The 25,549-nt window shown below is 71.4% G+C and carries 25 protein-coding genes; 19 read left to right on the top strand and 6 right to left on the bottom strand.

From position 1 onward, the window contains the following. Positions 1-6: 6 nt before the first annotated feature. From C6Y14_RS22830 to C6Y14_RS22850, 5 genes are read right to left on the bottom strand one after another with little or no spacing between them, the layout of a single operon-like run. A complete protein-coding gene (locus C6Y14_RS22830; RefSeq protein ID WP_107018657.1) occupies positions 7-1,017 on the bottom strand; it encodes a polyprenyl synthetase family protein in 1,011 nt (336 codons plus the stop codon). Beyond that, entirely contained in the window at positions 1,014-1,763 is a 750-nt protein-coding gene (locus tag C6Y14_RS22835) for a flavin reductase family protein (RefSeq protein ID WP_107018658.1), read from the bottom strand. The genes C6Y14_RS22830 and C6Y14_RS22835 overlap by 4 nt, the downstream gene beginning before the upstream one ends. Continuing rightward, positions 1,735-2,991, bottom strand: coding sequence for a DegT/DnrJ/EryC1/StrS family aminotransferase (locus C6Y14_RS22840; protein WP_107018659.1), 1,257 nt, complete (start codon positions 2,989-2,991; stop codon positions 1,735-1,737). The genes C6Y14_RS22835 and C6Y14_RS22840 overlap by 29 nt, the downstream gene beginning before the upstream one ends. A gap of 1 nt (position 2,992) precedes the next feature. Further along, positions 2,993-4,816, bottom strand: coding sequence for an adenosylcobalamin-dependent ribonucleoside-diphosphate reductase (locus tag C6Y14_RS22845; protein ID WP_159074303.1), 1,824 nt, complete (start codon positions 4,814-4,816; stop codon positions 2,993-2,995). Further along, positions 4,813-5,553: a dTMP kinase gene (locus C6Y14_RS22850; RefSeq protein WP_159074304.1), complete on the bottom strand. Its 741-nt coding sequence runs from the start codon at positions 5,551-5,553 to the stop codon at positions 4,813-4,815. Before C6Y14_RS22850 ends, C6Y14_RS22845 begins: the two co-directional genes overlap by 4 nt. Before the next feature lie 329 nt (positions 5,554-5,882). On the opposite strand from C6Y14_RS22850, the gene C6Y14_RS22855 reads away from it, so the two are divergent. From C6Y14_RS22855 to C6Y14_RS22915, 13 genes are all read left to right on the top strand, one after another. Then, on the top strand, positions 5,883-7,085 hold the full coding sequence (locus C6Y14_RS22855; protein ID WP_107018662.1) for a nucleotidyltransferase family protein: 1,203 nt from the start codon (positions 5,883-5,885) through the stop codon (positions 7,083-7,085). Between the two features lie 185 nt (positions 7,086-7,270). Next, the gene (locus C6Y14_RS22860) at positions 7,271-8,125 is read left to right on the top strand and encodes an isocitrate lyase/phosphoenolpyruvate mutase family protein (RefSeq protein WP_107018663.1); all 855 of its coding nucleotides are present in this window, start codon (positions 7,271-7,273) and stop codon (positions 8,123-8,125) included. Beyond that, on the top strand, positions 8,122-9,369 hold the full coding sequence (locus tag C6Y14_RS22865; RefSeq protein ID WP_225891218.1) for a thiamine pyrophosphate-dependent enzyme: 1,248 nt from the start codon (positions 8,122-8,124) through the stop codon (positions 9,367-9,369). Before C6Y14_RS22860 ends, C6Y14_RS22865 begins: the two co-directional genes overlap by 4 nt. Beyond that, positions 9,366-10,622 (top strand): phosphonoacetaldehyde reductase, encoded by a 1,257-nt coding sequence (locus C6Y14_RS22870; protein ID WP_107018664.1) that lies wholly within the window; start codon positions 9,366-9,368, stop codon positions 10,620-10,622. Before C6Y14_RS22865 ends, C6Y14_RS22870 begins: the two co-directional genes overlap by 4 nt. Further along, on the top strand, positions 10,615-11,550 hold the full coding sequence (locus C6Y14_RS22875) for a TauD/TfdA family dioxygenase (protein ID WP_107018665.1): 936 nt from the start codon (positions 10,615-10,617) through the stop codon (positions 11,548-11,550). Before C6Y14_RS22870 ends, C6Y14_RS22875 begins: the two co-directional genes overlap by 8 nt. Then, positions 11,519-12,523, top strand: coding sequence for a hypothetical protein (locus C6Y14_RS22880; RefSeq protein WP_107018666.1), 1,005 nt, complete (start codon positions 11,519-11,521; stop codon positions 12,521-12,523). The genes C6Y14_RS22875 and C6Y14_RS22880 overlap by 32 nt, the downstream gene beginning before the upstream one ends. Further along, on the top strand, positions 12,520-13,041 hold the full coding sequence (locus C6Y14_RS22885; RefSeq protein WP_225891219.1) for a hypothetical protein: 522 nt from the start codon (positions 12,520-12,522) through the stop codon (positions 13,039-13,041). Before C6Y14_RS22880 ends, C6Y14_RS22885 begins: the two co-directional genes overlap by 4 nt. Continuing rightward, a complete protein-coding gene (locus C6Y14_RS22890) occupies positions 13,038-14,132 on the top strand; it encodes an SDR family oxidoreductase (RefSeq protein ID WP_159074305.1) in 1,095 nt (364 codons plus the stop codon). Before C6Y14_RS22885 ends, C6Y14_RS22890 begins: the two co-directional genes overlap by 4 nt. Then, positions 14,129-15,502: an acyl-CoA dehydrogenase family protein gene (locus tag C6Y14_RS22895; protein ID WP_199854821.1), complete on the top strand. Its 1,374-nt coding sequence runs from the start codon at positions 14,129-14,131 to the stop codon at positions 15,500-15,502. Before C6Y14_RS22890 ends, C6Y14_RS22895 begins: the two co-directional genes overlap by 4 nt. Then, a complete protein-coding gene (locus C6Y14_RS22900) occupies positions 15,499-16,731 on the top strand; it encodes an aspartate aminotransferase family protein (protein WP_107018668.1) in 1,233 nt (410 codons plus the stop codon). Before C6Y14_RS22895 ends, C6Y14_RS22900 begins: the two co-directional genes overlap by 4 nt. A gap of 97 nt (positions 16,732-16,828) precedes the next feature. Further along, the gene (locus tag C6Y14_RS22905) at positions 16,829-17,281 is read left to right on the top strand and encodes a type II toxin-antitoxin system RatA family toxin (protein WP_107018669.1); all 453 of its coding nucleotides are present in this window, start codon (positions 16,829-16,831) and stop codon (positions 17,279-17,281) included. Then, positions 17,278-18,225 carry an ABC transporter ATP-binding protein gene (locus C6Y14_RS22910; protein WP_107018670.1) on the top strand — a complete coding sequence of 316 codons (948 nt, stop codon included), beginning with the start codon at positions 17,278-17,280 and terminating at the stop codon, positions 18,223-18,225. The genes C6Y14_RS22905 and C6Y14_RS22910 overlap by 4 nt, the downstream gene beginning before the upstream one ends. Beyond that, on the top strand, positions 18,222-18,989 hold the full coding sequence (locus C6Y14_RS22915; RefSeq protein ID WP_107018671.1) for an ABC transporter permease: 768 nt from the start codon (positions 18,222-18,224) through the stop codon (positions 18,987-18,989). Before C6Y14_RS22910 ends, C6Y14_RS22915 begins: the two co-directional genes overlap by 4 nt. Before the next feature lie 37 nt (positions 18,990-19,026). On the opposite strand, the gene C6Y14_RS22920 is transcribed toward C6Y14_RS22915, so the two are convergent. Continuing rightward, positions 19,027-19,533 (bottom strand): NUDIX hydrolase, encoded by a 507-nt coding sequence (locus C6Y14_RS22920; protein WP_107018911.1) that lies wholly within the window; start codon positions 19,531-19,533, stop codon positions 19,027-19,029. 101 nt (positions 19,534-19,634) lie between these two features. On the opposite strand from C6Y14_RS22920, the gene C6Y14_RS22925 reads away from it, so the two are divergent. From C6Y14_RS22925 to ung, 6 genes are all read left to right on the top strand, one after another. Further along, on the top strand, positions 19,635-20,510 hold the full coding sequence (locus C6Y14_RS22925) for a HipA family kinase (RefSeq protein WP_225891220.1): 876 nt from the start codon (positions 19,635-19,637) through the stop codon (positions 20,508-20,510). Beyond that, a complete protein-coding gene (locus C6Y14_RS22935; protein WP_404828817.1) occupies positions 20,507-20,938 on the top strand; it encodes a DUF3037 domain-containing protein in 432 nt (143 codons plus the stop codon). Before C6Y14_RS22925 ends, C6Y14_RS22935 begins: the two co-directional genes overlap by 4 nt. Before the next feature lie 160 nt (positions 20,939-21,098). Continuing rightward, the gene (fabG, locus tag C6Y14_RS22940) at positions 21,099-21,860 is read left to right on the top strand and encodes a 3-oxoacyl-ACP reductase FabG (RefSeq protein ID WP_107018672.1); all 762 of its coding nucleotides are present in this window, start codon (positions 21,099-21,101) and stop codon (positions 21,858-21,860) included. 16 nt (positions 21,861-21,876) lie between these two features. Then, positions 21,877-22,635 carry an SDR family oxidoreductase gene (locus C6Y14_RS22945; protein ID WP_107018673.1) on the top strand — a complete coding sequence of 253 codons (759 nt, stop codon included), beginning with the start codon at positions 21,877-21,879 and terminating at the stop codon, positions 22,633-22,635. Between the two features lie 242 nt (positions 22,636-22,877). Then, a complete protein-coding gene (locus C6Y14_RS22950; protein ID WP_199854822.1) occupies positions 22,878-24,467 on the top strand; it encodes an ABC transporter substrate-binding protein in 1,590 nt (529 codons plus the stop codon). 101 nt (positions 24,468-24,568) lie between these two features. Then, positions 24,569-25,252, top strand: a complete 684-nt coding sequence (gene ung, locus C6Y14_RS22955; RefSeq protein ID WP_107018674.1) for a uracil-DNA glycosylase — start codon at positions 24,569-24,571, stop codon at positions 25,250-25,252. Positions 25,253-25,549: the final 297 nt, after the last annotated feature.

The following is a 25,549-nucleotide window of genomic DNA, read 5'->3' on the forward strand; positions in this document are numbered from 1 at the left end:
TACGGGTCAGTGGTCGGGGCGGCCCATCGCGGCGATCTCCGCGAAGCCGCGCCGGATGTCCTCGGCGAGATCCAGGGAATCCAGCGCCGTCAGCGCGGCGGTGACCTTCGACGACGCCAGCTCGGCCGTACGCTCCCGGCCGCCCCCCTTCTCGACCAGCTCGGTGGCCCGCGCGACCTCCGCGTCGCCGGGTCCGGGGCGCAGCAGGAACTCACGCAGCTGGTCCGCCGCCGCGCTCCTCTCCTCCAGGGCGAAGGCCACGGGCAGGGTCGCCTTGCGTGCCTTCAGGTCGAAGCCGGGCGGACGCCCGCCCGTCTCGTGCGGGGCTCCCCAGATGCCCAGCAGGTCGTCCCGCGCCTGGAAGGCGACGCCCAGGGACTCTCCGTAGACGCGCAGCTGCTCCAGCACCTGCGCGGGGGCGCCCGCGAGGACCGCGCCCATGGTGACCGCGCAGCGCATCAGCGAGGCGGTCTTCCATTCCGTCATCCGCACACACCGCTCGACGCTCACCTCGCTCGCCCCCTCCATCTCCAGGTCGAGGGCCTGACCGGCGAGCATCGTCGCGAAGGTGTCGTCGTACAGGCCCACCGCCTCGTGCCGGTGCGGCGAGTCCGAACGCAGCAGCGTCGCGTTGCCGAGGACGAACAGGGCGGTGCCGGCCAGCGTGGACATGCCCTTCCCGAAGACCACCCAGGCCGTCTCGCGCTGCCTGCGGTGGCGGTCGCCGTCCATCACGTCGTCCAGCAGGAAGGCGCAGTTGTGCAGCGCCTCCACCGCGACGGCTCCGGGGACGGCCGACGCGTCCGGTGCGTGCCCGGCTGCGGCGGTGGCGAGGAGGGCGAGCGTCGGCCGTACGCCCTTGCTGCTCTGCTTCTCGACCGGTCGGCCCTTCGCGTCGCGCCAGCCCATGTGGTAGTCGACCACCGCCCGTAACTCGGGCGAGAGCGCACCGAAGGCGGACCGCAGGGCGGGGACGATCTGGGCGTGCGCGTTCTCCAGCACGGGGGGAAGTTTCATGGAGTCCTCTCCTCTTTCCGGATCGTGTGCGTGCCGCGTGTGTCGTGGGTGCTGTGCGTGCCGTGCTTGTCGTGCGTGCCGCCGAGACTGCGGTAGGCGCGCATCCGCTCCCTGCGCTTGCGCGGGTCGTCGGTGAACCGCTGCTCCCCGAGGACGGGCCCGCGCCGGGCGTAGACGCGGTTGAGGTAGAGGAGGACCGGCATGTCCTCCAGGCGCACCTCGTCCTGCCCCAGCCACTCCGCGTCGACGAGGCACTCGGCGATCCGGCCCAGGACCGTCTGATGGGACGGCGCCGCCTGCAGGTTCAGCTCCTTGCGGCCGAGGTGCCCCACGGCGTCGCAGGCCATCACGATCGGACAGCTCTCCACGTACGGCAGCCCGGTCCCGGGCAGTTCGCGGATCTCCAGGCCCGATTCCGCGACCTTGTCGCCGCTGCGGCGCCAGGACCGGGTGCCGGTGAAGTCGGCGGCCCAAAGGTCGTTCTCCAGCGGCAGGTTCACCACGAAGCGGCCGGTGCGGCGGATGTTCTTGTAGGTGTGGCGGCGCGGTTTGATGCCCACCGCGATGATCGCGGGGTCCAGGCACACCACCCCGACCGCCGACATCGCCGACACGTCCACCTCGCCCTGTTCGCTGACCGTCGTGAGCAGGACGACGGGGGAGGGGACGTAGAAGGCGTTGGGCGGGACCGAGATCTTCGTGCCGCCGCCGCCCGTCTCAGCGGGCCGCCCGGATGATGCGTCCAACGTTCCTCACCACCTTGTGGATGCCGTCCTGGTACGCGTCGAGCAGGTCGTCGCACGGGTTGTGCAGAAGGGGGGCGGGGAAGCTCAGGCTCGACCGGTAGTACTGCTCCGCGCCCGGCAGTTCCCCCTGCCGGTAGAGCGGGCGGGGCCGGCCGGGACGGTAGTGGGGCGGTTCGAGCCGGCGGCCGGTGAACATCGCCTGCCGGTGCAGCGGCCTGTTGGAGGGGCGGCCGACGTCGAGCCCCTCGGCCCGCAGCGCGGTGACGAAGTCGTCCAGCGGCAGCCCGTCCAGCTCCTCGGGGACGTACCGCGCCTTGTAGCCGTACCAGCCCCCGCGTGTCACGTGCGGTGCCGTGCACGGGGGACGCAGCCCGGGGATGTCCGAGAGCCGTTTGCTCAGCCCTTCCAGGACCGCTGTCTTGACGGCGATCCGTTCGTCCAGGTCGCGGTACTGCTCGACGCAGATCGCGGCGGCCGGCAGCCCGATGCGGTGGTTGCCGCCTAGACCGACCGCCACGTCCGCCGCGGGCAGGGACCGGCCGGCCCGCTCATGGGTGTGGCCGAGGCGCTGCGGGGCGCGGAAGACTTCCTCGTCCGCGGTCACCAGGACGCCGCCCATGCCACCGCTGACCATCTTCCGCGCACCGAGGCTGAAGACCCCCGCGTCGCCGAAGGTGCCGACCGGACGGCCGCGGTACCGGGCGCCGTGGGCGTGCGAGCCGTCCTCGACCACCTTGAGACCGTGCCGGGCCGCCAGCCGTCCCAGCGCCGTCAGCTCCACCGGATGGCCCCACAGATGCGTCACCGCGACGGCCCTGGTCCGCTCGGTGATCCGCGACTCGGCGTCGGCGAGGTCGACGTTCCCCGTCAGCGGGTCCACGTCGCACAGCACGGGGACCGCGGAGAGCAGGAACAGCGGGGCCACCGTCGCGTGGAAGCTGTAGGACGGCACCAGCACCTCGTCGCCCGGCCCGACCCCCACCGCGAAGTACGCGCACAGCAGGGCGTCCGTGCCGCTGGACGAGGCGAGCGCGTACGGCAGGCCGTGGTAGCCGGCGACGGTCCGCTCGAACTCGGCCAGCACGGGGCCGTGGTCGTAGTCCGACAGCTCACCCGCGTCCAGCAGCCGCTCCACCCGCGCCCTGGCGGCCGGTGAGAGCTGTGGCCAGGCGGGCGGCGGGGGGACGGTGACCGCCGGCGGGCCGCCTTCCAGGGCCAGTCGTTCCATCTCAGCCCACCACCGTGTTCGCCCGGCCCGCGAGCAGCGCCCTGCTCTGGCGGAACCGGTCCTCCGCGGACCCCCGGTCCTCTGCGGAGACCCGGTCCTCCGCGGCTCCCCGGATCTCCGCGGCCCCCGGGGTCTCGGCCGCCACCCGGGTCTCCATCAGGTCCTGGTCGCGGGAGCCCTGGCGGTAGAGGGAGGTGCCCTTGCAGCCCAGCTCCCAGCTCAGCCGGTAGACCTCGGCCGCGTCCGACGCGGTCGCCGAGTACGGCAGGTTCACCGTCTTGGAGACCGCGTTGTCGACATGGCGCTGCCACCGTGCCGCGACCCGCACATGCCACGCGGGGGAGATGTGATGGGCGTACCGGTACCTGGCACGGGCGCCGGCAGCCAGGGGCAGGTCCGCAAGTGCCTTCGTCCGTACGAGGTCCAGCGCGTCCTCGGCGGCCAGCCCGGTGGAGCGGCGTACGTCGGCGAGCAGCTCCTCGTCGACGAAGGTGACCCCGTCCTCGGTCAGCACGTCCTTGTTCCACACGGCGGAGAAGCGGGGTTCGATGCCCGCCGAGCAGCCCGCGACCATGGAGATCGTCCCGGTGGGCGCGACCGTGGTGATCCCGCAGTTGCGCGCGGGCCTGCTCCAGCCGGTGTGCTCCCAGTTGGGGAACGAGCCCCGCTCCAGAGCGAGTTGACGACTGGCCTCCCGGGTCACCTCGCGGATCCGGGAACCCAGCTCGTCGATCAGGGTGAGCGTGGACTGCGAGTCGTAGGGGATGCCGAGGCCGACCAGGAGATCGGCGAAGCCCATCACGCCGAGCCCGAGCCGCCGGTTGGCATGCGCCATCCCGGTGATCCGGGGGTCCGGATAGCGGCTGGCGTCGATGGCGTTGTCGAGCAGCCGTGTCGCGTCCGCGACGGTCTGCTCCAGCGCCGGCCAGTCGATGTGGCCCCCACGGCCGAAGGCGGCGAGGTTGACCGAGCCGAGGTTGCTGGCCTCGTACGGGTAGAGGGTCTGCTCCCCGCACGGGTTGGTGGTCCGGATGGGGCCGAGGTGCCCGGCGAGCGGGTTGGCGCGGTTGACGGTGTCGGGGAACAGCACGCCGGGGTCGCCGGTGCGCCAGGCATTCTGCGCCAGCCGCTCCCAGATCTCCGCCGCGGGAACGGTGCGCACGGCCCGGCCGTCCTGGGGGCGGACAAGGGCGATCTCCTCTCCCGCGGCCAGCGCGCGCATGAACGCGTCGTCCACGGAGACGGAGATGTTGAAGTTCGACAGGTCGCCCACCCGTGCCTTGGCGTCGAGGAACGCGAAGATGTCCGGGTGGCGCACGGAGAGCGAGGCGAGGTTCGCGCCCCGCATCTTGCCGCCCTGCATCGTCACCTTCGTCTCGGTGTCGAACAGGTGCAGCCAGGAGACCGGACCACTGGCGCCGGCCGCCTCGGCGGAGCTGATGCCGGCCCCGGACTCGCGCAGCGCGCTCAGGTCGAAGCCGGTGCCGCCGCCCGTACGGTGGCAGGCCGCGGCGAGCCCCAACGTGTCGAAGATCCCGGCGAATTCGTCGGGCAGCGGGAGTACGAAGCAGCTCGCGAGCTGCCCCTGCCGGGTGCCGCAGTTGTTGAGTACGCGTCCGCTGGGCAGGAACCGGTTCTCCGCCATCATCGCCCGGAAGCGGGCCGCCCAGTGGTGGGCGGCGGACGCGCTCGTGTACCGGGACTCGACGCCGCCCAGGGTCCCGGCGACGCGGTCGAGGATCTCCTCCGCCGTCTCGGTCCGTACGGAACCGGTGCGCGTGGCCGTCCGGCGGCCCAACTTGCCTTCGAGAACGGAGATGTTCACCGTGGTCCTCGCAGACCGGGGTGTTCCCTCACATGGCTCAGGGCCGCCGAGACGGTCTCCGCGAGAGGCCGTCCGTCCACGGACAGCACGTGCCATCCCCAGTGCCCGGCCGCTTCCCGCAGCTCCGTCGCCAGTGCGCTCTGCAGCTCCACGAACGCCTCGTCCCCCGGCCGCCCGGCGACGGACAGATCCGCGCCCGGCTCAAGCCCGCCGCGCTGGGCGCGGCGCCACCGGAGGGCGAGCGCGGGGTCGGCGTCGAGCAGCAGTCCGACGTCCGGCTGCAGGACCGGTGAGGACAGTGCCGTGCGGACACCGCGCAGTGCCTGGTCGACCGCCTCACGCAGGCAGCCCTCCATGAACTGGGCCTGCCGCAGGGTCCGTACGACGTTCTTCAGGCAGAAGCTGTCGGTGAGGACGACCGCTCCGCGCTCCAGTGCGGGCTCCACGACGTCCGCCCTGATCACACAGTAGGCGGTCAGTTCCAGCAGGCCGCTGGTGAACACCGCCGACTGGGCGGGCGGTTGGCGCAGATAGAGCCGCCAGCCCTCCTCCGCGATGTGGTGCAGCGACTCCCACGGGTGTCCTTCGCCCAGGGCCGCGCGCTCGAACATCACGTCCGTGCTCGCGTCCACGACCTCGTGCCCCGCGTGTTCCAGACCCTCACGCAGTGCTGCGGCCACTGAGGACTTGCCGCCCCCGTCGATGCCGAGCAGGGCCACATAAACCCCCCGTTCCACGCGCGGCTCCTTTCGAGAAACACCTGAGGTGAAGACCGCTGTACACGGCCACCGGAAATGTCCTGTGCCGTGATGTGACCCCCGGCAATCGGGTTGCCACTTGGCGAACCAGGATAGTGAAAAAAATTAGGAAATCAATGTTGATCCGTTAACTATCCGCTGAGCAGGCATTCCTTTCGGGGAATAAAAGATTCCACAGCGCCGCTCGGGTCGGCCTTCCCGGGATACCTCTTGCGGACACGGTCGACCGCTGCCAAGAATGAGGCATCCCAGCGGGTGGGGTAAAAATCTCGTCCAGTGACCAGGTGCTTCGGTAAGGGGATATCTCGATGCGTGCAAGTGAACTCATCGCTTCGGTGGGTCCGCACCCTGAAAGCGTCGCGGCGGCATGGCGCGATCACATGGACGCGGAGCCGCCGAGGGGTTCGGGCGAGCCGCTCGTCGACTGGTCCCACGTGCTGGTGCTGGCACTGCGCCACCAGGTGTGCCGACTGCTGTGGGACGCGCTGGAGGCCGCCTCCCTCGCCGACCGGGTGCCGGTGGGCATCGCGGAGGAACTCTGCTTCCACGCGCGGACGACCGAGACCCGGCACGAGGAGCTGACCGCCGCACTGCGGGAACTGGCCGAGGCGGAACCGGAGGTCGTCGCCCGCTCGGTGCTGCTCAAGGGCGGTGCGCTGCTGGGGGAGTACGGCCACCCGGCGCACCGCCCGATGAACGACTTCGACGTGCTGTTCTCGGCCGCGGACTTCGAAGCCGTCGAGCCCCGGTTCGCCGAGCTCGGCTACTGGCGCAAGGAGAGCCTCAACGGCCCCACGTACTACCGGGACCGCGCCGGGCCCGGTGGGCCGCTGTGCATGGACGTGCACGTCGCGGGCCCCAGCAAGTACTGGCGTCCCGAGAGCGCGCTCGGCGCCTGGCTCGACGACACGGAGCCCCTGACCGGCCCCGGCGGGGTCCTGTGCAGGCGGCTGTCGCCCGAGTTCGAGCTGCTGAACGTCGTCACCCACCTCCACGAGCACCTGGGGAGCTGGATCCACACCCTGGGCGACGACGACATCGCGCTCGTCCGTGTGTGTGACGTGGAACTGCTCGCCGAGCGCCGGCCGGTGGACCTCGAACGGTGCTGGCGGCTGGCCGTCGCACAGGGCCTGCACGGTGAGTTCGCGCTCGGTCTGTGGGCCGTCGACCGGCTCCGGGGCGGGCTGCCGGGCCCGCTGTCCGCCCTCGCACCCGCCGTCGAGCGGGTCGCCGCTGTCGGGGAGTTCGTCGCCCTGCCCGGCGGTACGGCCGTGGAGTGGTCCGTGCCGCTGCGCGAGCGGGCTTTCCTGACCGACAGGACGGACCTCGTGTTCGAGGCCCTGCACAAAGGGCTGCCCGATCCGGAACGCATCCGTATGGCAGACGTGGAGAATATCGATGCCTGGCGGAACTGGTATCAGGAGCTCGGCGCGAGAAGTGGGTACCGGGAGCGCGTGGAGAATCTCGGAGCGCGTGCGCGAGACCTCCTATCCGGGCTCAGTGTGAATTAGAGAAGCAAGTTCTCGCATTCTTTACGGACGCCGACGGACAGCGTCGGATTTCATCGGACAGGACCGGACACCACCGGACGGCATGACGCGAAGGGCCGTGGAGATCGGAATTCCGCGGAATGCAGCTTCGTGGAGAGAGAACCACCAGGAATACGTGGCGTCGGAGCCCGAGGGAGAACGCACAGATGGAGAAAGCCAGGCACCTGCGTCACCTCCTGGCGTCGGGGCGATTGATCCGGGCGGCCGGCGCGCACGACGGTCTGGGCGCCGTGCTGGTGGAGGAGGCGGGGTTCGACGCGGTCTGGGCCTCCAGCTTCGAGGTCTCCGCCGCGCGCGCCCTGCCCGACGCGAGTCTGCTGACCATGACGGAGTACCTCCAGGCCGCGGTGCACCTCGACCGGGTCTGCTCCCTGCCGGTGATCGCCGACTGCGACACCGGGTTCGGCAACGCGCTGAACGTGGCGCACATGGTGACGGAGTACGAGGCCGCGGGCATCGCGGGGGTCTGCATGGAGGACAAGACCTTCCCCAAGGTGAACAGCTTCGCCGCGCGGGGCCAGGACCTCGCCGACACCGCGGAGTTCGCCCACAAGGTCCGGGTCGCACGGAACACGGCACGCGGCGACGACTTCCTCGTGATCGCCCGTACCGAGGCCTTCATCGCCGGATTCGGCGTGGAGACCGTCCTGGAGCGGGCGCACGCCTACGTCGACGCGGGGGCGGACGCCATCCTGGTGCACTCCAAGGGGACGGCCCCCGACCAGATCCTCGCCTTCCTCAAGAAGTGGCGCAGTCCCGTACCGGTCGTCGCGGTCCCCACCACGTACAGCTCCTGGCACGCCTGCGACGCCCACGCGGCGGGGGTGAGCATGCTCATCTACGCCAACCACGGCCTGCGGGCCAAGGTCGCCGCCACCCGTCATGTACTGGAGGCCATCTCCGCGCACGGCAGTTCGGCGGGTATCGAGCCGGACATCACGAGCATGAAGGAGATCTTCGCACTGCAGCGGCTGGACGAGTGGATTGCGCTGAACCCGTGATCGACGCGGAGGCGTTCTGCGCGCTGCTCGTGGCACGGGGATTCACGGGTGGCACGGGTGTGCCGTGTTCCTCCCTCGGCGGGCCCACCGCCGTACTCACCGCACAGGGCCGGTACGTGGCCGCCGCGCACGAGGGAGCCGCGCTGGCCCTGGCCGCCGGTGCCGCCCTGGCGGGGGACCGGATCGGGGTCCTCGTGCAGAACTCCGGCTTCGGCAACCTCGTCAACCCGCTGACGTCCCTGGTCATGCCGTACGGCATCGGAGTCGTGGTCTTCATGAGCCTGCGCGGCTGGCCCGACCCGCGGGGCGACGAACCCCAGCATGCCGTGATGGGGCACAGCGGCCATGCCTTGCTGGACGCGCTGGGGGTGGCGCACTGGACGTTGGACGGCGGCACTGGTGCGGGTGCGGGTGCGGGTGCGGGTGCGGGTGTGCGTGCCGGTGCCGGTGCTGATGCCGGTTCCGGCGCCGGTTCTGGTGATGCCGGTGATACCGGCGGTCTCGATGACGCGGCGCGTGTTCTCGACGCCGCCGTGGCGCGTGCGGGCGCGGGCGAGCCGGCGTTCGTGCTGGTGCCCAGGGGCACGTTCGGCTCCGCGCCCGGGATCGGCGGGGTCGGCGGGGTCGGCGGGGTCGGCGAGGGCCGGGCGGAGGGCACGGCGCGCGCGCCCGTCAGCCGTACCGAAGCCGTCCGCCTCATAGCCGCGCACCTCCCCCCGGCCACGGCTGTCGTGGCCACGACCGGCTACACGTCACGCGACCTGTGCGCGGCGGCGGACCGCGACGGCAGTTTCTACATGCAGGGCTCCATGGGACACGCGAGCGCCCTCGGCCTGGGACTGGCCGCAAGCATGCCGCGCCGCCCGGTACTCGTCCTCGACGGTGACGGAGCGGCCCTCATGCACCTGGGCACCCTGTCCACCATCGGCGCCGAGGCGCCGGAAAATCTCGTGCACGTCGTCCTGGACAACGGCGTCTACGCCTCGACCGGCGGCCAGCCGACGACCTCGGCCACCACCGACCTGGCCCAGGTCGCGGCAGCAGCCGGCTACCGCGGCACCGCCCGGTGCGCGACGCGGACGGACCTGTCGGGGGCGCTGAAGGTGGCCTTCGGCACGCCGGGACCGCACTTCCTCCATGTGGGCATCAGCGCGACCGGTCCCGTACCTCCCAGGGTCACGGACGGGATCTCGCCCACGCGGTTGAGGGAGCGGTTCGCCCACTGGGCCCGGGAGGACGCGTGACACCGCGCACGGACAGCACCGCGACGGCAGCCGCCGCGCATCCCGCGCCTCCCGCGCACCCCGCGGAGGACGCCAGGCCCCTGCGCCTTGTACTGCGCTCCGGTTGCACCGCGATGCTGCCCGAGGTGGTCGCGGACGCGGTGGTCGTACGGGACGCCGTGGTACGGGACACCGTCGTGCGGGAGGCGGTCGCACAGGGGGCAGTTGCCCAGCGGCGGCCGGCGCGCGTCGCGGTGTTCGCCACCGAACGTGCCTACGCCGAGGCGCAGTTGCCCCGGCTGCTGGAGGCGCACGCGTGCTCGCGCTTCTCCGCCATCACGCCGAACCCCACCCTGGAGACGGTCCTCGCGGGGGCCCGCACCCTGGCCGAGGCCCCTCCCGATCTGATCGTGGCGGTCGGCGGCGGCTCCACGCTCGACGTCGCCAAGGCGGCCCGCGTGCTGCCCGTACGCAGCGAAGCGGCCCGCGCCGCGCTGCACGGTGACACCGGCCTGCTGCGCGGCGACCCGCCCCCACTCGTCCTGCTGCCGACCACCGCGGGCAGCGGCAGCGAGGTGACCCGGTTCGCCACCGTCTACGTACAGGGGGACAAGCGGTCCCTCGACCACCCGTCCCTCCGGGCGGACGTGGCGCTGGTCGACCCGGACCGCACCCACGGCTGCCCGCCCTCGGTGACGTATCCGTGCGCGTTCGACGCGCTGGCACACGCCGTGGAGTCGCTGTGGAGCACCCGTGCCACCCCGCACTCACGCGCGCTGGCCGCACCCGCCCTGCGGGAACTGGCCGAGCTGACCGGGCAGCCGCTGAACCGGCCCACCGACCTGCAGCGGTACCGGCTGACCGCCGCCGCGACCACAGCGGGACGGGCCATCGACCTTTCCCGCACCACCGCGGGCCACGCCTTCTCCTACTGGCTGACCCATCACAAGAGGATCCCGCACGGACTGGCGTGCGCGCTGAACCTGTTGTGGCTCCTGCCGTACAACGACCGGTACACCGCACCGGCCGTACGTCACCGGATCCGGGAGGTGCACACCCTCCTGGGCGCATCCGACGGCGAGAGCGCGGCGCGGGCGCTGCGGGAGCGGCTGGCGCGCGCCGGCTGCCCCGTACGGCTGGCGGAGTGCGGTCTGACCCGCGGTGAACTGCCCGCGTTCATCGAGGCGGGCCTCGGCCACCGGGGGAGGGCCGGGAACAACCCGGCCGCACTCACCTTCGACGCGGTACACGAGGAAGTGATGCGCCATGTCTGAAACACCACTCGCCCGCCGCACCGCGGGAGCGGGACTGGGAACGGGAGCAGGAGTGGGAACACCCCGTGTCGGGGTCGACCGGGGACTGTCGCGCGCTCTGTTGTCGGCGGGTGACACCGCGGCCCTGTCCGCCCTCCTCCACGACGGCGCGCGCCACCCCGACGGATACGCGGTGTTCGCCCTGGAGGAGCGGTTGGACGAGTACCGGGCGCGCGACTTCGTGACCGCCGCGACCGGACTGCTCGGCGCAGCGCTGCCGCAGGACGCGCGGGGCGCGCTGCTGCGCGACGTCAGAGACCGCGGGATGCGGCTCGGCGAGGGCGCCACCGGCAGGTACTCCGACTCCCGGGACGGGGGCAATCTGCACACCGACGGCCCGCACATGCCCGGCGAGCCCCCTGACCGCTTCCTGCTGTACTGCGTCCACCAGGCCGCCGACGGCGGCGAACTCGTGCTGCTGCACCGCGACGCACTCACCGAACGGCTCTCACCGGACGCCGTACGGGTCCTCGGCGAGCCCTTCCACTTCGACCGGCGCGGCGGCGACGCGTGGGCCGAACCCACCGTCGTACGCGGCGTTCTGACTCCCGGACGCATCAGCTACCTGCGCGCATACATCACCATCGGGCACCGCCACCCCCACGTCCCGGACCTGACCGCCGAGCAGCTCGCGGCGCTGGACGAGCTGGACTCGCTGCTGGACGACCCACGGCTGTGGCGCGTGGAGCGGCTGTCCCCGGGAGAGTTCGTCGTCGTCGACAACCGTCTGCTGTGCCACGGCCGGACGGCGTTCCGGGACACCCCGGAAGAACCGCGGCGGCTGATGCTGCGGACCTGGATACGTGAGGCGGCCCGGACAGATGAGGCCCGGACCCGTGAGGCGAGGGGGGCACAGGGTGACAACGGCGCGCCACGACGCGCGAACTGAACGGTTCGCCGCGCACATCGAGGCACACGGGCTGACCCGCGCACGCGTGCTGGAACAGGTGGACGAGTCCTTCGGGGACCCGCTGCTCGTCGTCGCCGCGGGCTCCGTCATCGCGGGATTCGGCAACGACACCAGCGACCTCGACCTGTACGTCGTCGTCCAGGACGACGTGGCCAGCACGCTTCCGCTGATGTCGTACGCCAAGAGCGCGCGCATCGACGTCATCATCACCGGCGCCGACCAACTCATGGCCCGGCACGCAGAGTTGAGCGCGGGAGCCTGGCCGCCGCCGACCGTCTCCCCGGGCGACCTGGTGGAACAGCGCAAGGTCTTCGACACGCTCAGCCGCTTCGGCCTGGGGCTCCCTCTGGACGGCACCCCGCAGTGGCTGGACTGGCAGCGCCGGCTCGACGGGGAGATCACCGGGTGGCTGCGCGCCTGGTACGCGGTCGAGGCCGTCCGCATGCGCTCCGCCTCCCGCGCGCTGGCGGACCGCAAGCCGCTCGCGGCCGCGCTGCGGGCGGGCGAGGCGCTGATCGCCGCCCTGGAACGGCACGCGGTCACCAAGGGCGAGCGCTACTTCAAATGGAAGTGGGTCGGCGAGAAGCTGCGACGGCTCGGCGACCAGGACGGGATGGCGGCGTTCGAGCTTGCCATGTGCCCGCCGCTGACGGCGGACGAGGCACCCGCATACCTGCGCCGGGCCGAGGAGGTACTCGACACCTACCTGTCCGACGTGGACACGTCCGGCTGGCAGCTGTGCCTGCTGCCCGCCGCGGGCACCGCCTGGCGCCCCTTCGGCGAGGGGCACCTGGTCTCCCGCTGGGGACTGCGCGCCGCCGCCGTCTCCGAGGACAGCCCGGTGAGCGCCCCCGGAAGCTGGACCTACCACCCGGGCGAGGCGTGGCACCCCGATGTCGCCTCGCTCTTCGCCGAGGACATGCTCTGGCTGGGGATTCGGAGTGCGCCGTGACCGTACGTCCCACGCGCGATCTGCGCACCCACGTGACGCATGTCAGTCATGGGGCGGTCATCACCATGGTCGTCACCCAGGAGGCGCTGGAGGACGTCGGAGGCGGTGTCCGCGCCGGTCAGTGGCGGCTGGTGGCCGCCCAGACCCGCCATCTGGTGCAGTCCTGCCTGTATGTGCGCGGTTTGGCGTACGGCGGCGAACCGTACCTCTACGAGGACGGCGGGGCCGTCGACCCGTGCGCCCGCGTCCCGGACGACGTCCGTGTCGAGGGGCTGCGGTTCGTCCACGAGGCCAACGCCCTCGCCGCCGATCCGACGGGGGCGGAGGAGTGGCTCGGGCGGCTGCGCGACTGGGTCGCCGTCGCGCAACGGGAGCTCGGCCTGAACGCTGAACTGCCCGAACTCCGTTCCCCGAACGGCATGTTCGGCGGGCTGCGCCTCGTGCGGGGCTGGCAGGAGGCTGTCGACGAACTCGGACTGCCCGCGCTGCTGCCCAGCGAATGGATCAAGCCGCTGTGAACACACCAGGCACGATGCTCATCACCGGTGCCACCGGAGTCGTGGGAGCCGAACTCGCCGAGCAGGCACGGGCCGCCGGCTGGCAGGTCACCGGCTGCTCCGCCCGGGGCGGCACCGGCGCGACGGCCTGGCGCATGGGGGAAGCCCCGGCACCACCGGAACTCGCCGGCCCCTGGGACGTGATCGTGAACGCGGCGGCCCGGCCCCGCTGGAACCTCCCCGCGGCGCGGGCCACCGCCGCGAACGTCGCCCCCGTCGGCGCCCTCGCCCCCCTGGTCGGCCCCCGGACCCACGTCATCCACGTCTCCACCGCGTACGTCACCGGCCTGCGCGGCACCGCCGGATCGCAGAACCCGGACGACTTCCGGAACAGCTACGAGTGGTCCAAGGCCGCCGCCGAGCGGGAAGCCGTCGATCGCTACGGCGCCACGGTGGTGCGCCCGCCCCTGGTGATCGGCCGCCGCTCGGACGGGGCGGTCAGCAGGTTCACCGGCCTGTACTCGCTGATCCGCAGCTGTGTCACCGGGCTGCTGCCCGCCGTCGTCGGGGACGGGGAGGCCTTCGTGGAGACCGTGACGAGCTGCGACGTCGCCGCCTGCGTGCTGGACCTCGCGCGCGACGGTCGCGGCGGCCGCGACGGTCCAGTCGGTCCAGTCGGTCCAGTCGGTCGTGATGGGCGTGACGGGCGTGTCGGGCTCGGCGGATCGGCCGGACAGCCCGTCGTCCTGGGCACCGGCGAGGACGCCTGCTCGGTGAAGGAACTGGTCGAGGTGCAGTTCAGGACGCTCAACACCTGGCGTGCGGCGCGCGGGTGCGGCCCCCTGGAGATCCCGACGATCGTCACCCCCGAGCAGTGGGACCGCTTCTATCTGCCGTTCGCGCGCCCGCACCTGACAGCACGCCAGCTCCACGCCGTGGAACTGCTCAGCGCGTTCATCCCGTACATGTCCACGCACGAACCCATCGGGGTGACCCGGCGCGTACCGCCCGTCGGACCAGCCCTGCGGACGTGCGTAGAGGCGTGGGCCGACCGGCATCCGCGCCTGGCACAGGGCCACCCCGCACCGTGGGTCGGCGAGGAGGAGACGTGAACGACGCGGACACGAACCAGGCGGACGCATACGACTACCGGCGCGGAATCCAGGCCCTGTGGCCCGATACGGAACGGCTGCTGCCCACCTCGGTCACCGACAGGCTCGCCGGGCTCGCGGCGGAGAACGACCGTACGGGACGGCTGTCCGACCGCAGTGTCGTGGCACTGCGCGAAGCGGGCTGGTTCGGGCTGCCCGTACCGAGTGAGTTCGAGGGCGGCGGCGGTTCGATCGAGGAGTGCTGCGCCCTGCAGCGCCGGATCGGCGCGGCGGACCCGGCGCTCGCCATCGCGGTCAACATGCACCTCTTCTCGGTGGGCGTCCTCGTCGAGCACTGGCGCCGGGAGCGCGACGAGTCGTGGATGCTGCTCGAAGCGATCGCCGGCCAGCAGCGCATCGTGGGCAACGCCTTCGCCGAACCCGGGCTGGCCGGTGCGCTGACCAGATCCCACTGCACCGCCCGCCGCAACGGCAAGGGATGGACGGTGAACGGCGTCAAGGTGCCCTGTTCGCTGGCCGAACGCAGCGACCTGCTCTGTCTGCAGGTACGGGACGAGGCGGGCGGCCCGGAGAGCCTGCTGGTGGCCCTCGTCGCCACCGACAGCCCCGGCATCACCGTCGAACGCACCTGGGACACGCTGGGCATGCGCGCCTCCGAATCCGACACCGTACGGCTGCGGGACTGCGCGATCCCCGACGAACTCGTCTTCCACCGCACGCGGCCCGGCTCCCACGGCGACGAGGTCTTCGCCGCCGGACTCGGGTGGTTCTGCGTGTCGACCACGGCCTGCTATCTCGGGCTGATCTCCGCGGCGGTCGACCAGGCCCGTACCGCGCTGGAGGGTTCCCGGGTCACCCACCTCGGGGCGTCCCGCTCCGAACTGCCCTCCTTCCAGTCCGCGCTCGGCGCCGTCCTCGTCGACGTACTCCCCCTGGAGGCGGCCTGCGCGGGGCTCGCACGGCAGCTGGACGCGCGCACGGCCGACCCGCGCAGCCTCACGCCGGCGCTGCTCGCCCTCAAGTGCCGGGCCGCCGAACTGGCGACCCGGGCCGTCGAGGCGACCTCCGAACTCGTGGGCGTGGCGTCGTACGCGGCCACGGGAACGGCCTCCCGGCTGCTGCGGGACGCCCACGCGGCCCGCTTCCACCCGCCGACCCGCTTCGCCACCCGCCAACTCCTCGGCCGCTGGGCACTCGACCTCCCCTTCACCTTCGAACTGAACGAACGCCCTGGCTCCGCCCCGGACGGACACCCCGGCTACGAGCCGGACGGACGGCGTGGCGCAGGGCCGGACGAGCGGTGTAGCGCGGTACCGGACGCGCCGCCCGGTCTCGGGCGGAAGCAGCGGTCCGTGGGCGGGGCCCCATGACGGCCCTGCTCGAACTCGTCCGCGCCCATCAGTCCGCCGGGCGCGCCCTCCTCTTCCGGCTGACGGGCGCCACCGACCCCGAGGTCGGCGGGGAAGGCGCCTGGGTCACCGGCGCGAGTGGCGAGCGCTATCTCGACGTGGGCTCCTTCGCCGTGTTCCTGCTGGGCCACGGCCACGCCGGACCCGTCGAAGCCGTGGCACGGCAGCTCCGTACGCTCGCCGGATCCACCCGGACGCTCCCCAACGAGTCCCACGCGCGCGCGGCGGCGGCCCTGGCCGCCCTTGCACCGGAGCCGCTGACCAAGGTCATGCTGCTCAACTCGGGCGCCGAGGCCGTCGAAGCGGCCCTCAAGCTCGCCCGCGCCCGCACCGGACGCACCGGCCTCGCGCACCTGGCGGGCTCCTTCCACGGCAAGACGACGGGCGCACTGAGCCTCACGGACGCCGCACCCTTCCGTACCGGACTGGGACCGCTGCTCCCCGGCGTGCTCCGGCTGCCGCGCGACGACGCCGCCTCGGCCGCGCGGCTCGTACGCGAGCAGCGGCCTGCCGCGGTCTTCGCCGAACCCGTACAGGGCGAGGGCGGTGTCCACCCCCTGACCCCCGACTACGCCGAGGCGCTGCGCCGGGCGTGCGACGAGGCGGGCACGCTCCTCGTCCTCGACGAGATCCAGTGCGGCCTCGGCCGCTGCGGCACGCTGTGGGCCCACGAGCCCCTGGGAGTGCGCCCCGACATCCTGCTGTCCGGCAAGGCACTGGGCGGCGGGGTCATACCCGTATCGGCACTCGTCGCCACCGAGGACGCCTTCCGCCCCTACGACCACGACCCGCTGCTGCACACCTCGACCTTCGGGGGCAATCCGCTCGCGTCGGCCGCGCTGCTGGCCACGCTGGAGGTCGTCGCCTCCCATGACGTACCCGCGCTGGCCCGGCGGGCCGGACACGCGCTGCACACGGTCCTCAGCGGCCTGGTGCGGGACTGGCCGGAGCTGTTCACCGGCGTCACGGGCCGCGGCCTGATGCTCGGACTGCACGGGACCCGGCCGGACGTGTCGGCCGAGATGATGCGGGCCGCGCTGAGCGAGCGGCTGCTGCTGACGATGTGTCTGACCGCGCCCGGTGTCCTGCGGTTCACCCCGCCCGCGTTCATCGACGAGGACGATCTCGCGTTCCTCGAACGCGGCCTGCACGCGGCCGCGACGACGACCCGGAGGGAACTGACCACATGACGGAGGGAACTGACCACATGACGGAGGGAATTGAGCACACGACGGATGGAACCGAGCACATGACGGAGGGACCTGAGCACATGACGGAGGTTCGGACATGCCCGTGGTGACGGTCAGCGAACGCCTGCACGCCTCGGCGGCGTCGGTGTGGGAGAGGGTCTGCGACGTCGAGTCGTACCCGGCCTTCATGGAAGTGGTCATCTCGACCAAGGTCTACAACGAGACAGCGCGCGACGACGGCGGCACGGAGGCGATGACCGACTGGGAGGTGCTGCTCAAGGGCTCCGTCCTCAAGTGGACCGAGCACGAGGTACGGGATCACCGCGCCCGGCGTATCCAGTACACGCAGGTCTCGGGCGACCTGGAGGTGTTCCAGGGGTACTGGCAGGTCGTCGCCGAGACCGACACGGTCACCAGGGTCACCCTGCAGGTGGAGTTCGAGATCGGTATCGCCATGCTCAAACCCATGCTGGAACCCGTCGCCGTCCGTGCCATCGAGCGCAACTCCACCGACATGCTCCTGGCGCTCGGGGAGCGCGCCACCCGGTGACGCCCGGACCGACACCCGGACCTCTGCCCGGACCGACGCCCGGACTCAGGATCAGAGGGCTCGTCAAGTCCTTCGGAGGCAGGCGGGTCCTCGACGAGGTCGATCTCGTCGTGGAACGGGGAGAGGTGGTCTCCCTGCTCGGACCCAACGGGGCCGGGAAGACCACCCTCGTCTCCGTCGTCGCGGGCCTGCTGCGTCCCGACGCCGGCTCCGTATCGGTCCTCGGCACCGACGTCGTACGCGCCCCCCGCGCCGCCCGCGGCCGGATCGGTCTCGCCGCCCAGGACGTCGCCGTCTACCCCACCCACACCGTGGAGGAGAACCTGCGCTTCTTCGGAGCCCTGGCCGGTCTGCGCCGCGGTGAGCTGCGTACCTCCGTGGACACCCTGCTGGAGACACTCGACCTGACGCCGCTGCGCCGACGCCGGGCCCGTGAACTCTCCGGCGGCCAGCAGCGCCGGCTGCACGTGGGCTGCGCACTGGTCCACCGGCCGCGGCTGATCCTGCTCGACGAACCCACCGCGGGCGCGGACCCGCAGACCCGCCGCGGCCTTCTGCGGCAGGTCCGCGCCCTGGCCGACGACGGCGGCACCGTCCTGTACACCACGCACTATCTGCAGGAGGTGGAGGAACTGGACGCACGGGTCGTCGTGCTCGGCGACGGCCGGGTGCGGGAGGACGCCGGCGTGGACCAGCTCATCGCGCGCTACACCCGCAGCGAACTGGTGCTGAGATTCAGCGGGGAGGCCCCGGAACTGCCCTGGCCGGGCGCGAGAGTGGCCGGTGACACGGTCTTCCTGCCCACGGACCGGCCCGGCGTCGACCTGGTCAAGGCGGTGGAACTGACCGGGCAGGACCGCGAACGCCTGCGGGCGGTGGAGCTGTCCCGCGCCGGGCTCGAAGCCGCGTACCTGGAACTGCTCGGGGCGGGGCGGGACGAGTGAACCGCGCCCTGACGGTGGCCCGGCACGATCTGGTCTGGCTGCGCCGCGATCCGGCACCGGTCATCACCATGCTGCTGACGCCCGCGCTGCTGATGTTCTTCATCAAGCCCCTGTACGTCGGGGCCCTGGACCGGCTCGGCTACCGCGGCGTCAACGGCGCCGAGCTGGCGGTGCCCGGCATGACGGTGATGTTCTCCTTCTTCATGGCGGGCCTCGTCACGGAGTCCGTCTTCCGTGAGCACGGCCTCAACACCTGGGCGCGGCTGCGGGTCTCACCCTTGCGCGACACCGAGTTGATGACGGGCAAGGTGGCGCCCTGTCTGGTCCTGGTCATGGCCCAGTCCTGTGTGCTGTTCCTGCTCGGCCGGGTGGTCATGGACCTGCGGGTACGGGGGAGTCTGCTCGCCCTGCTGGCCGTCATGGCCGCGCTGTCCGCCTGTGTGGTGGCGTTCTCCTTCCTGCTGTGTGCCGTCGCCCGGACACGTCGGCAGGCCTTCGCGTACGAGCGGGTGACGACGCTGGTCTGGGTGATCCTCGGCGGCACCCTCGTCCCGACGGAGCTGATGGCGGACTGGGTCGGCTCGCTCGCCGGATTCACCCCCGTGTACTGGGCGAGCCACGGCTACCGCGAGGTGATCCTCGACGGCGAGGGGGTGGCCGGTGTGCTCCCGCACGTCGGGGTGCTGTGCGGATTCACGGTCCTGTTCGTCGCGCTGGCGGTATGGCGCTTCAACGGCGGTGCCGACAAACAGCATTGGGACTGAGGGCGCGTAGCTGAGGGGGCGTGCTCGCTCGGCCCGGTCAGGCCACGACCTGCGCGATGAGATCGTGCACGAGCTGGTTCCCCGGCGCGCAGTTCTCCTTGAGCCGGTGGACGTCGCCCGGGCCGAACCAGTGGTATGCGGAGTTCTTCGCCCACTCCAGGGCCGGACGGGACAGATCGCCGTCCACCTCGACGAGAAAGTCCGCCTCGTGCCGCAGCGGGCCCCCGTCGTCACCGGCCCACCGGGTGACCCGCAGCAGCCGGCGTACCCGGCGCAGGCGCCAGCCGGTCTCCTCCTCGACCTCGCGGGCCAGCGCTCCGAGCAGGCCCTCACCGGCTTCGACATGCCCGCCCACAACGTCCCAGGTGCCGGGGAACAGCCGCCGGTCGGGCCCGCGCTTCTGCGCGAACGCCTCACGCCGCTCGTTCAGGATCACCGCCCCGACGGTCCACACCTCGCCCTCCGCCGGACAGGGCACCTCGACACCGGGGTCGACCCGGACCGCCCTGCCCGCCTCGGCCCTGCCTGTCCCGTACCTGCCCATCTCGGACCTGTCTGCCTCGGACATGCCGTCCACCCCAGCCCAGTCACAGCGATCGGGGAGCCTCCGGAGGACGACTGCGGCAGCCCCTATAACCTGGGGAAATGCTGACAGAAGTCACCGCGACCCGCTACATCACGCCCCTGCGTGAGGGCGGCTCGCTGCCGGGACTCGTCGAGGCCGACGATCTCGGTACGTACGTCATGAAGTTCACCGGCGCCGGTCAGGGGCGCAAGACCCTCGTCGCGGAGGTCGTCTGCGGTGAACTCGCCCGGCGCCTGGGCCTGCGCGTGCCGGGACTCGTCACGATCGGGCTCGACCCGGTCATCGGACTCGGTGAACCCGACCAGCAGGTGCAGGAGTTGCTCAAGTCGAGCGGCGGGCTGAACCTCGGGATGGACTTCCTCCCCCGGGCGATCGGCTTCGACTCCCTCGCGCACGAGGTGAGCCCGGAGGAAGCCGGGAAGGTCGTCTGGTTCGACGCGCTGGTCAACAACGTCGACCGGTCGTGGCGCAACCCCAACATGCTGTTCCGGGACGGCGAGCTGTGGCTCATCGACCACGGCGCCACCATGATCTGGCACCACAACTGGCCGGGCGCGCAGGCCTCGGCGGCCAAGCCGTACGACGCGACCGACCACGCCCTCGCACCCTTCGGCCCCGACATCCCGGCCGCCGCCGCTGAGCTGGGGCCGCGCGTCACGGCGGAACTGCTCGCCGAGGTGACCGCCGCGATCCCCGAGGAGTGGCTGAAGGACGAGCCGGGCTTCGACTCGGCCGACGCGCTCCGGCAGGCGTACGCGCGCCCGCTCCTCGCCCGCGCCGCCACGATCCACGAGCGCATCCGCCTCCAGAGCGACACCGGTGGCGTCAGAGACAGCAGAGACACGAGAGGCATCAGAGACACCAACCGCACCAGCGGTACTAGCCGCACCAGTGGTGTCAGTGGCACCAGTGACATCCGGAAGGGCACGAAGTGAGCGAGCGCGACGGCCGGGAGAGCCGTGTTGCCGACGTGGTGGACGGTGCCGACCGGGTCGTCTACGAGTACGCGGTGCTGCGCGTCGTGCCGCGCGTCGAGCGGGGGGAGTACTTCAACGCGGGCGTGCTCGTGTACTGCCGCGCGCACTCCTACGTGGCCGCCCGCACCCACCTCGACGAGACCAAGCTGCTCGCGCTCGACCCGGCGGCGGACGCGCCGGGCGTACGGGCCGCGCTGCGGGCCGTCGAAGGGGTCTGCGCCGGGGGCGCGGCGGCCGGACAGGCCGCGGGCGACGACGCCGGACGCCGCTTCCGCTGGCTGATCGCGCCCCGCTCCACGGTGGTGCAGCCGGGGCCCGTCCACACCGGCCTCACCGCCGATCCCGAGGCCGAGGCGGCACGTCTGCTCGACCTGCTCGTCCGGTAGTGGATCACCTCTCGGCCGGGTAATGGATCACATGGGCGCGGCTTGCCGTTGACACTGGGTGCCAAGGCTTCTAGCGTCTCGTCCGTTGAAGGTACTAAGCGGTCGCTCACCAGTGGGGTGTACCGTTCAAGGGCTTCCCCAAGGGCGAGGAGAACCAGCAATGTCCACCACTGAGCAGCGCGTCGCCGTAGTCACCGGTGCCGCGCGTGGCATCGGCGCCGCGACCGCCGTACGACTGGCCGCCGAGGGCCGTGCCGTCGCGGTGATCGACCTCGACGAGGCCGCGTGCAAGGACACCGTCGAGAAGATCACCGCCGCAGGCGGCAGGGCGATCGCGGTGGGTGCCGACGTCTCCGACGAGGCGCAGGTCGAGGCCGCCGTGGCGCGGGTCGCCCAGGAGCTCGGGGCGCCGACGATCCTGGTGAACAACGCGGGCGTGCTCCGCGACAACCTGCTGTTCAAGATGAGCGTGTCCGACTGGGACACGGTCCTGAACGTGCACCTGCGCGGCTCCTTCCTGATGACGCGGGCCGTCCAGAAGTACATGGTGGAGGCCAAGTTCGGCCGGGTCGTCAACCTCTCCTCGTCCTCGGCGCTCGGCAACCGCGGCCAGGTCAACTACTCCGCCGCCAAGGCGGGTCTGCAGGGCTTCACCAAGACCCTCGCGTTCGAGCTCGGCAAGTTCGGTGTCACCGCGAACGCCGTGGCGCCCGGCTTCATCGTGACGGACATGACCGCCGCGACCGCCGAGCGCGTCGGTATGGGCTTCGAGGAGTTCCAGGCCGCCGCCGCCACCCAGATCCCCGTCCAGCGCGTGGGCAACCCGGACGACATCGCCAACGCGATCGCCTTCTTCACGGGCGATGCCGCCGGATTCGTCTCCGGCCAGGTGCTGTACGTCGCCGGCGGACCGCTCAACTAGGACTGGGGACAGGGACATGACCACTGTGGAACTCTCGGGCAAGGTCGCCCTCGTCACCGGCGCCAGCCGCGGCATCGGGTACGGCGTCGCGCAGGCGCTGCTCGCCCGTGGCGACCGGGTGTGCATCACCGGCCGCAACGAGGACGCGCTCAAGGAGGCCGTCGAGCGGCTCGGCGCCGACCGTGTCATCGGCGTCGCGGGCAAGGCCCACGACGAGGCCCACCAGGCCGTCGCCGTCGAGCGCACCATGGAGGCGTTCGGCCGCGTCGACTTCCTGGTCAACAACGCCGGTACGAACCCGGTGTTCGGGCCGATCGCCGACCTCGACCTCAATGTGGCGCGGAAGGTCTTCGAGACCAACGTCGTCTCCGCGCTCGGCTTCGCCCAGCAGACGTGGAAGGCGTGGCAGAGCGCGAACGGCGGCGCGATCGTCAACATCGCCTCGCTCGCGGGCGTCTCGGCCTCGCCGTTCATCGGCGCGTACGGCATGAGCAAGGCCGCGATGATCAACCTGTCCCTGCAGCTGGCGCACGAGTTCGCACCGCTGGTGCGGGTCAACTCGATCGCGCCCGCCGTGGTCAAGACCAAGTTCGCGCAGGCCCTGTACGAGGGCCGCGAGGAGGAGGCCGCCGCGGCGTACCCGCTCGGCAGGCTCGGGGTGCCCTCCGACATCGGGGGCGCCGCGGCCTTCCTCACCTCGGAGCAGTCGGACTGGATCACCGGGCAGACGCTCGTGGTCGACGGCGGGATCTTCCTCAACGCGGGCGTGTCCTGACCGGTGACGACATTAAATTCGGCGTTTTAAACCCTGCGTCGTACACGGGTTTTCCACACGGAAAATTCATGCGGAAAGCGGATATGTTCTGCACAGATTCCAAACAAGAGCCGCAGAGCCGAAAAAAATCGAACAAATGATGTTCGTGCACGTCAAGTGCCCCGCCGTCAGAGCCGTTTGACGGGCGGGGCACTGCGATATGGTCCTGCCCACTTTGGCGGGGCTCATCGAGGAGCGTGCGCGTGTTGAAGCGGAACCGGTCCCTGCGGCAGTTGTCGGTGATCGCGTCCATCACCTCCATGTCCCTGGTCGCGGGATGCGGAGTGTTCTCCTCGGACACCTCCGAGAGCGAGGGCCCGATCATCGTGGGCACGACCAGCGCACCCAGCACCCTCGACCCCGCCGCGTCCTGGGACGGGTCGTGGGAGCTGTTCCGCAACATCTACCAGACCCTCCTCAGCTACCCGTCCGGCGCGTCCGCGCCCGAGCCGGACGCCGCCGAGAGCTGCCGCTTCACCGACGACTCGAACCGCACGTACAGTTGCACGCTGCGGGAGGGGATGTCCTTCTCCGACGGGCACGCTCTCGACGCCGAGGCCGTGAAGCACTCCATCGACCGCATCCGGAAGATCGCCGTGGACGGCGGCCCCGCGGGACTGCTCGGCAGCCTGGCGCGGGTCGAGACGAAGGGGACGGACGAGGTCGTCTTCCGCCTCAACAAGCCGGACGCCACCTTCCCCTTCGTGCTCGCCACACCCGCCATGTCGATCGTCGACCCCGAGGAGTACCCGGCCGACGCCCTGCGCGAGGACAGCGAGGTCACCGGGTCGGGACCGTACGGCCTGGCGTCGTACGAGGAGGGGCAGGAGGCCCGGCTCGTCCGCAACGACAACTACAAGGGCTCCGCCGACCGCCAGAACAGCGCCGTCACCATCCGGTACTTCCAGGACTCGGACGAGATCATGGGCGCCCTGAAGGACCGCAAGATCGACGTCACCCTCCGCGGACTCGCCGCAGAGGACGTCGTCGCCCTGGAGGACCGGCGCGGCAAGGACGACATCCAGCTGGTGGAGGGCGCGGGCACGGAGATCCGCTACCTGGTCTTCAACCCGAAGGACCCGTGGGCCAGGAAGGCGGCGGTCCGCAAGGCCGTCGCGCAGGTCGTCGACCGGCCGGCCATCGCGCACGGCATCTACAAGGACACCGTCGAGCCGCTGTACTCCATGGTCCCGAGCGGACTGGCCGGCCACACCACCGGCTTCTTCGACGACTACGGCAGCCCGAGCACCTCCAAGGCCCGGCAGATCCTCCTGGAGGCGGGCATCTCCGAACGCGTACCGCTCACCCTCTGGTACACGACGGACCGGTACGGCTCCACGACCAAGCCCGAGTTCGAGGAGCTGAGGCGGCAGCTCAACGAGACCGGCCTGTTCAGCGTCACCGTCAAGGGCCGCCCCTGGAAGACGTACGAAGCCGGTTACCGCAAGGGCGAGTACCCCGTGTTCGGCCGTGGCTGGTTCCCCGACTTCCCCGACGCCGAGAACTTCATCGCCCCGTTCGTCGGCGAACAGAACGCGCTCGGTACGCCCTACAAGTCGCCCGAGATCACGGACGTGCTGCTGCCGGAGTCGCGCCGCCGGAGCGACCGCGGTGACGTCGTCGAGCAGTTCGAGAAGGCCCAGGACATCCTTGTGGACGACGTGCGGCTGCTGCCCCTGTGGCAGGGCAAGCAGTACATCGCCGCGAGTGAGGAGATCTCCGGCGTCGAGCGTTCCATCGACCCGTCGACGATCATGATGGTGTGGGAGCTGTCCCGCAAGACCAGCTGGTAGCGGGCGGGGGCGGGCCGAGTCGTCCGGGAGTCCGGCCGATTGTCAGTGGGCGGCGGTAGGTTCTGAGGACCGGAAACAACCGCACCTGTAAGGAAGTTCACGTGACCGACACCGCCATGCTGCCCGAGTCCTGGCGCGGCGTCCTGGGCGAAGAGCTGCAGAAGCCCTACTTCAAGGAGCTCACCGAGTTCGTGGAGGAGGAGCGCGAGAAGGGGCCCGTCTTCCCGCCGCGCGACGAGGTCTTCGCCGCGCTCGACGCGACTCCTTACGACCGCGTGAAGGTGCTCGTCCTCGGCCAGGACCCGTACCACGGCGAGGGCCAGGGCCACGGCCTGTGCTTCTCGGTCCGGCCCGGTGTGAGGACGCCGCCCTCCTTGCGCAACATCTACAAGGAGATGAAGGAGGAGCTGGGCCACCCGGTGCCGGACAACGGCTATCTGATGCCGTGGGCCGAGCAGGGCGTCCTGCTGCTCAACGCGGTGCTGACGGTCCGCTCCGGAGAGGCCAACTCGCACAAGGGCAAGGGCTGGGAGAAGTTCACGGACGCGGTGATCCGGGCCGTGGCCGACCGGCCCGACCCGGCGGTGTTCGTCCTGTGGGGCAACTACGCGCAGAAGAAGCTCCCGCTGATCGACGAGGCGCGGCACATCGTCGTCAAGGGCGCGCACCCCTCGCCGCTGTCCGCGAAGAAGTTCTTCGGCTCGCGCCCCTTCACCCAGATCGACGAGGCGATCGAGAAGCAGGGCCACGCCCCGATCGACTGGCGCATCCCGAACCTCGGCTGACGCCCGGCCCGGCCCGGCCCGGTCCGCTCCGATCTGGGCCGGTCCGGTCCGGGCGATCCCGGTCCGGCGGGGGCGGTCCGGGAGACTCGGGCCGGTACCGGGTGATCCGTGTCCGGCCGGGTCGGACCGGATGCCGGTCCGGCCGAGTCGGGTGGGGGCGGCCCTGGGCTGTCCGGCACCTGGTCAGGACTGCCCCCACGGGGGTGGGGCAGTCCTGACCAGGTCCGGCGGGCTGTGGCGGGCTCCGGCCCGGGGTGACGGCCCCGCCGCCCACGGGGCCGCCTCAGCTCGATTGCC

It is taken from the genome of Streptomyces dioscori (assembly GCF_003024195.1).
Classification (GTDB): domain Bacteria; phylum Actinomycetota; class Actinomycetes; order Streptomycetales; family Streptomycetaceae; genus Streptomyces; species Streptomyces dioscori.